The following is a 5,913-nucleotide window of genomic DNA, read 5'->3' on the forward strand; positions in this document are numbered from 1 at the left end:
ATCTGGAGCGCATCGCCGGCCGCTTCCCCCATGCGCTGTGGCGCAACGGGGCCGAGACCCGCGAGATCGTGGTGTGGTGCTCCAACGATTATCTCGGCATGGGCCAGCACCCCGCGGTGATCGGCGCGCTGAAGGACGCCGCCGACCGTATGGGCGCCGGTGCCGGCGGCACGCGCAACATTTCCGGCACCAACCATCCGCTGGTGGAGCTGGAGGCCGAGCTTGCCGACCTGCACCACAAGGAAGCCGCCCTCACCTTCACCTCGGGCTTCGTTTCCAACGAGGCGGCGATTTCCACCATCGCCCGCCTGCTGCCGAACTGCCTCATCCTGTCGGACCAGCTCAACCACGCCTCGATGATTGCGGGCATCCGCAATTCCGGCGCGGCCAAGCAGGTGTGGCGCCACAACGATCTTGACCATCTGGAAAGCCTGCTCAAGGCGGCCGGGCGCGACCGCGCCAAGCTGATCGCCTTCGAGTCCGTCTATTCGATGGATGGCGACGTGGCCCCCATCGGCGCCATTGCCGAGCTCGCCCGGCGCTACAACGCTCTGACCTATCTGGACGAGGTCCATGCGGTCGGCATGTACGGCGCGCGCGGCGGCGGCATTGCCGAGCGTGACGGCGTGATGGACCAGATCGACGTTATCGAGGGCACGCTCGCCAAGGGCTTCGGCGTGCTCGGCGGCTATATCACCGGCACGAAGACGCTGGTCGATGCGGTGCGCTCCTATGCGCCGGGCTTCATCTTCACCACCGCCCTGCCGCCGGCGCTGGCGGCGGCGGCGACCGCCTCCATCCGCCACCTCAAGGCCTCGTCGACGGAGCGGCGCGGCCAGCAGCGTCAGGCGCACCGCACCAAGGAAGTGCTGGCCGCCGCCGGCCTGCCGGTGATGCAGACCGAAACGCACATCGTGCCGGTGCTGGTGGGCGACCCGGAACAGTGCAAGGCCGCCAGCGACCGCCTGCTGGAGGTGCACGGCATCTACATCCAGCCGATCAACTATCCGACCGTGCCGCGCGGCACCGAGCGGCTGCGCATCACGCCGACGCCGTTCCACAAGGATGAATATATCGAGCAGCTCACCGTGGCGCTGCTGGAGGTGTGGCAGACGCTGGGCCTGTCGCGCGAGCGGCCGGCGCGCTACGACGAATATCTGTCGCACCCGACCTACGCCATCTTCCAGGCGGCCGGCGGCTGAGAGCGCCAAAGGCCCGGCTCACATGAGGAGGGCCCGGCTCACATAAGCCCCGGCTCCGCGTGAGGCCCGGCTCGCCTGAGATATCCCGTTTGCGAAAGGCCGCGGATGCATCGTCCGCGGCCTTTTTCGTGCGCAGCCTTTTTCGTCCGGCACCGGTTTCGTCCGGCATCAAGTTTCGTGCGGCACCGGCGCGGCGGCTTCCGGGGCGCGGCCTCAGTCCTCCGGCGTCGTCCGCGGAATGCCGAGCAGGCGCACCGCGGCCGGCAGCACCAGCAGAATGCCGAGGAAGCGGGCGAGCTGGTGGGTGGCGACGAACGCCGGATCGGTGTGCAGGATGACGGCGATCGCCACCATCGCATCCAGCCCGCCCGGCGCAAACGCCAGCAGCGCCTGCGGCAGCCGCGCGGAGGTGAGCGAGACGGCGGCCAGCGCACCGCCCAGCGACACCGCGAGCCCGGCGAGCAGGGCCAGCGCCGAAACCGCCGCCGTGGCGGCCAGTTCGCCGGGGCCGATGCCGCTCATGCGGCTGCCGGCAAGGGCGCCGAGGCAGACGAAGGCCGGCCCCGCCAGCCAAAGCGGCAGCGGCAGGGCCGCAACGAGGCCGGCCCCGTGCAGCGCCGCGCTCATCACGAACGCCCCGGTCAGCATGCCGGCCGGCACGCGCAGGCGCTCTGCCATCCAGCCGGCAAGCCCGGAGGCCGCCAGCAGCAGCGCGATGTCGCCGGGCGTCGCATAGGCCTGCGGAAAGGCGGGGTCGGCCGCTGCCATCTCCATGGCCGGGCCGCCCAGCACCAGCGGCAGGATGGCCACCAGCGTCAGCAGCCGGATCGATTGCGAGGTGGCAACCCGGCGGATATCGGCCGGGCTCTGCAGCGCCACCGCCATGACATAGGAAAGCGCGCCGGGAACGCTGGCATAGAAGGCGGTGGCCCGGTCCCAGCCGGCGACACGACGCAGCACGAGATAGCTGCCGGCGACGATGCCGGCCACCACCGGCACCAGCAGCGCCAGCGACAGCGGCCATTCGGCGGTGCGCCCGAGGGTCGAAGGCTCGATGCCGGTTGCCATGCTGACGCCGAGCACCAGAAAGACCGGCCGGCGCAGGCCGGCGGGCAGGCGCGTTTTCACCCCCGCCAGCGTGGCCAGCGCAACGGCGATGGCCGCGCCGCCGAGCCAGGCGGCCGGCATGTCGAGACGGTCGAAGACGAGCCCGCCCGCCGCCGCGATCAGCAGCGTCAGCGCGCCGCTGCGCATCTGCGGCGCCTTCAGGGCGGCAGCGAGGCGGCGCCTCACGAGGCGGCCTTGCCCTGCTGCCCGGCCCCTTCTGCGCCCGGCTCCGGCCTCGGCACGGCCTTCAGCGCCGCGATCAGGCGGTGCAGCGTCTCAATGGTGGAGCGGTCGGCGACGCCATCCACCTTCTCCGGCCGGAAATGGCGCTGGAAGGCGGTGACGACGATCTCGGTGCGGGCATCGAACACGCCGGTGACGCCGATCTCGTAGCCATAGAGCGCCAGCAGGCTCTGCAGGGCGCCAACCGGCGGCCCCTCGTCGCCGCGGGCAAAGCGCACGCCCTCGCTGACCGGGGCGGGCGCAACCCAGTGGCCGATGCCGGCCGCGGCAAGGTCCGCCCAGGGGAAAAGCTCGCCGGGATCCTGCTTGCGGTCCGGGGCAACATCGGAGTGGCCGAGCACCCGGTCGGGCGCGATCCGGCGGCGGCGCACGATATCGGCGCACAGTGCGATCACACTTTCGATCTGCGCCGGCGGAAACGGCCGGTAACCGAACGCGTGGCCGGGATTGACGATCTCGATGCCGATCGCGGCATCGTTCAGGTTGTGCTCGCCGCGCCAGCACGAAACCCCGGCATGGCTGGCGCGCAGCGGCTCTGCCACCATGCGCACCACGTCGCCGTTCTCCTCCACCACATAGTGGCAGGAAACCTCGGCAGCACGGTCGCTGAGGCGGGCGATGGCCTCCTCCGCGCTCTTCATGCCGGTGTAATGCAGGATCAGCATATCCGGCTTTCGGCCGCCCGGCCGCTCGCGGAAATTGGGCGACGGCACGTCACGGACGCTGAGATCGGCACGGGTCTTCACAAGCCGCGCTCCTGACTGATCTGCGCCCACGCCACGTTGATCGCGGACAGGCGCTCGGTTGCGATGCGGATGAATTCGGGCGGCACGCCGCGGGCGATCATGCGGTCGGGATGGTGCTCGCGCACAAGGCGGCGGTGCTGGCGCTTCAGTTCGTCGTCGGAGGCGTGCGGGCCGATGCCCAGCACCTCATAGGGGTCCTCCGGCCCGCGGCCCGGCGCATAGGTGGCCCGCATGCGCGCAAAGGTCTCGTCGGACAGGCGGAAGATGATCGCCACCTGTGCCAGATAGAACAGTTCCGCCTCGTGGATCACACCGTCGGCGGTCGCCACCAGAAACAGCACATCGAGCACGTTTTCCAGAATCGCCGGGTCCTCGGCAAAGAGGTCGGCGATCCGGCGGGCATAGGCCTCGTAGCCGGCCATGTCCTGCTGTGCCAGACGATAGAGCCGGCGCACGTTCGCCTCTTCGCCCTCCGGCACGGCGAACAGCCGCCAGAAGGCGTTCTCCTCCTCTGCCGTCACGACGCCGTCGGCGCGCGCCATTTTGGCGGAAAGCGCAATGATGGCAATGGTAAAGCCAACCGCGCGCCGGTGCACGCCGTCGCCCAGAAAGGGCGTCAGCAGCCAGTCAACCAGCGAGGCGCCGCCCTGCCCGATAAACTGTCCGATATCCGCGATCCGCTTCCAGACCGGCATGGTCTGTCTCCCTCCCGGCCCGCCGGCCCGCGCCCGTGCACTCCGGTGTCGTGTTCTAGAGCAAAACCGGCGGCGCGGAAGCGCCGAAAACCGCGCAGCCTGCGGTTTTGCCCGTCAGGGCGCCGTCTGGACGAAGCGCAGCGTCACCTTGCCGGTCTCCGAGCGCATCTCCACGGCGCCATCCTGCGCCCGCGAGATGGTGTGAGCGGTGCCGATGGCGCGCATCATGGCCGTCTCGCGCTCCATCTTCGCCGGCTCGCACGCCATCCGCGTGGCGCGGATCGGGCCGATGGCCACCGGCTGGGTGTCGCCGGCCGGCGGCTCGAAACGATAGGGCGCCGAGAAGCGGTTGCAGCCGGCAAAGCCCGAAAGCTGATCGCCGCGGAACGCCAGCGTCAGCCCGTCGGCGGCGGCAACCGGCCGGCCGTCGAGCGCCGTCACCTGCCAACTGCCGTCCAGCCCGCCGCCGCCGGCCCGGGCCGGGGCCGCCATGGCGCAGGCGAGCAGCAGAAGCACGACACCCTGCACGGGCCGGCGATGACCAAAACGGGACGACATGGCGGCAGCTCCGGAAATGCGGTCGGGACGGGCCGCGACAGCGAATCGCGACCCGGTTGCGAGCCGGTCTTGTGCCGCCGGAATCGGGCAGAAATTGCAGGGCTGCCGCGCTCCGGGCGCAGACCCGGCGATTTTGCTCTTGCGCGCATCGCGCTTCGGGTGCCTTGAAGGCGCCCGGAAAGCCGGCCCGGCTCAGGGCGGGCCGCCCGTTGCTGCAACCCGATCCGGTCGTGCCATGCCGAAATCCGTCCGCCCTTCCCGCCCCGGGCCCGCCGCCGCCCTCGCACTCGCCCTGCTGCTGCCGGGCACCGCCTTTGCGCAGGAGGCGACACCGGCCCGGCAGTGCTGGAGCGCGGACCAGCTCGCCCTGAAGCCCGGCGAGCGCACCCCGCGCAAGGCCACCGCGGCCGAACGGGTAACGCCGCCGGCCAGCGCCGCCGCCGGCACGCCGGTAACCGGCGCACTGGCCGGCGTGGTGCGGCGGGTGGAGCTGCCGGCCGGCGTGCGCCTCGTCGCCCTCACCTTCGACCTGTGCGAAACACCCGGCCAGATCGCCGGCTATGACGGGCCGATCTTCGACACGCTGCGCCGCGAGGGCGCCGCCGCCACCTTCTTTGCCGGCGGCAAGTGGCTGGCGACCCACCCCGCGCGCGCCGCGCAGATCGCCGCCGACCCGCGCTTCGAGATTGCCGGCCATTCGTGGGACCATGCGAATATGCACGATGCCACCCCGGCGCAGGTGGATCAGGAGGTGCTGACCACGCGGGCCGGCATCACCGCGGCGCGGGCCAGCGCCGTGGCGCAATGCCCGGCGGCCCGCCCGGTGGAGCGGCTCAACCTGTTCCGCTTTCCCTTCGGCTCGTGCTCGGCCGGATCGCTGGCCGCCGCCAACGCCGCCGGCGAGGTGGTGATCCAGTGGGATGTCGTCTCCGGCGACCCGGCCAACATTCCCGCCGCCGCCATCGTCGACAACGTGATGCGGCAGGTGCGGCCGGGCTCCATCATCGTCATGCACGGCAACGGCAACGGCAAGCACACGCGCGAGGCGCTGCCGGCGATCATCGCCCGCCTGAAGGCCGCCGGCTATGGCTTTGCCACCGTCAGCGAACTGCTGGCCGCGGGCCGGCCGGTGACGGTTTCCAGCTGCTATATCGACCGGCCCGGCGACACCGCACGCTATGACGAGGCCGCCCGCCGGCGCGCCGCCGAAAAGGCCGCGGCCCGCGCCGCTGCACCGGCCGCCCCGGCAACACCGGCCGCCCCGGCCGGTGCCGCACCCGTCACCCGCTGACGCCCGCCGGCCCTGACGCCCGCCCGCCGGCGGGCGGACGGCGCCCCGTCAGCGCCCGGTTGCCGCAGGGC

The 5,913-nt window shown here is 71.6% G+C and carries 6 protein-coding genes; 2 read left to right on the forward strand and 4 right to left on the reverse strand.

Annotated elements, in window-relative coordinates; genetic code table 11:
- The coding region (gene hemA, locus V7067_RS04285; protein WP_334174643.1) for a 5-aminolevulinate synthase at positions 1–1,202 on the forward strand (1,202 nt) is incomplete at its 5' end.
- 213 nt (positions 1,203–1,415) lie between these two features.
- Here hemA and V7067_RS04290 read toward each other — a convergent pair.
- From V7067_RS04290 to V7067_RS04305, 4 genes are all read right to left on the reverse strand, one after another.
- The gene (locus V7067_RS04290; RefSeq protein WP_334174644.1) at positions 1,416–2,495 is read right to left on the reverse strand and encodes an AbrB family transcriptional regulator; all 1,080 of its coding nucleotides are present in this window, start codon (positions 2,493–2,495) and stop codon (positions 1,416–1,418) included.
- A complete protein-coding gene (locus V7067_RS04295) occupies positions 2,492–3,298 on the reverse strand; it encodes an N-acetylmuramoyl-L-alanine amidase (RefSeq protein ID WP_334174645.1) in 807 nt (268 codons plus the stop codon). Before V7067_RS04295 ends, V7067_RS04290 begins: the two co-directional genes overlap by 4 nt.
- Positions 3,295–3,993 carry a DnaJ family molecular chaperone gene (locus V7067_RS04300; protein WP_334174646.1) on the reverse strand — a complete coding sequence of 233 codons (699 nt, stop codon included), beginning with the start codon at positions 3,991–3,993 and terminating at the stop codon, positions 3,295–3,297. The genes V7067_RS04295 and V7067_RS04300 overlap by 4 nt, the downstream gene beginning before the upstream one ends.
- Before the next feature lie 114 nt (positions 3,994–4,107).
- A complete protein-coding gene (locus V7067_RS04305) occupies positions 4,108–4,551 on the reverse strand; it encodes an META domain-containing protein (RefSeq protein ID WP_334174647.1) in 444 nt (147 codons plus the stop codon).
- 235 nt (positions 4,552–4,786) lie between these two features.
- On the opposite strand from V7067_RS04305, the gene V7067_RS04310 reads away from it, so the two are divergent.
- Entirely contained in the window at positions 4,787–5,842 is a 1,056-nt protein-coding gene (locus tag V7067_RS04310; protein ID WP_334174648.1) for a polysaccharide deacetylase family protein, read from the forward strand.
- The last annotated feature ends 71 nt before the right edge of the window (positions 5,843–5,913 follow it).

Source organism: Pseudoxanthobacter sp. (assembly GCF_036822375.1).
Lineage (GTDB): Bacteria > Pseudomonadota > Alphaproteobacteria > Rhizobiales > Segnochrobactraceae > Pseudoxanthobacter.

What these genes read in the sequence shown, in the direction of transcription:
- V7067_RS04300 (WP_334174646.1), bottom strand. Translation starts at nt 3,993, where the DNA reads ATGCCGGTCTGGAAGCGGATCGCGGATATCGGACAGTTTATCGGGCAG.
- V7067_RS04305 (WP_334174647.1), bottom strand. Translation starts at nt 4,551, where the DNA reads ATGTCGTCCCGTTTTGGTCATCGCCGGCCCGTGCAGGGTGTCGTGCTT.
- V7067_RS04310 (WP_334174648.1), top strand. Translation starts at nt 4,787, where the DNA reads ATGCCGAAATCCGTCCGCCCTTCCCGCCCCGGGCCCGCCGCCGCCCTC.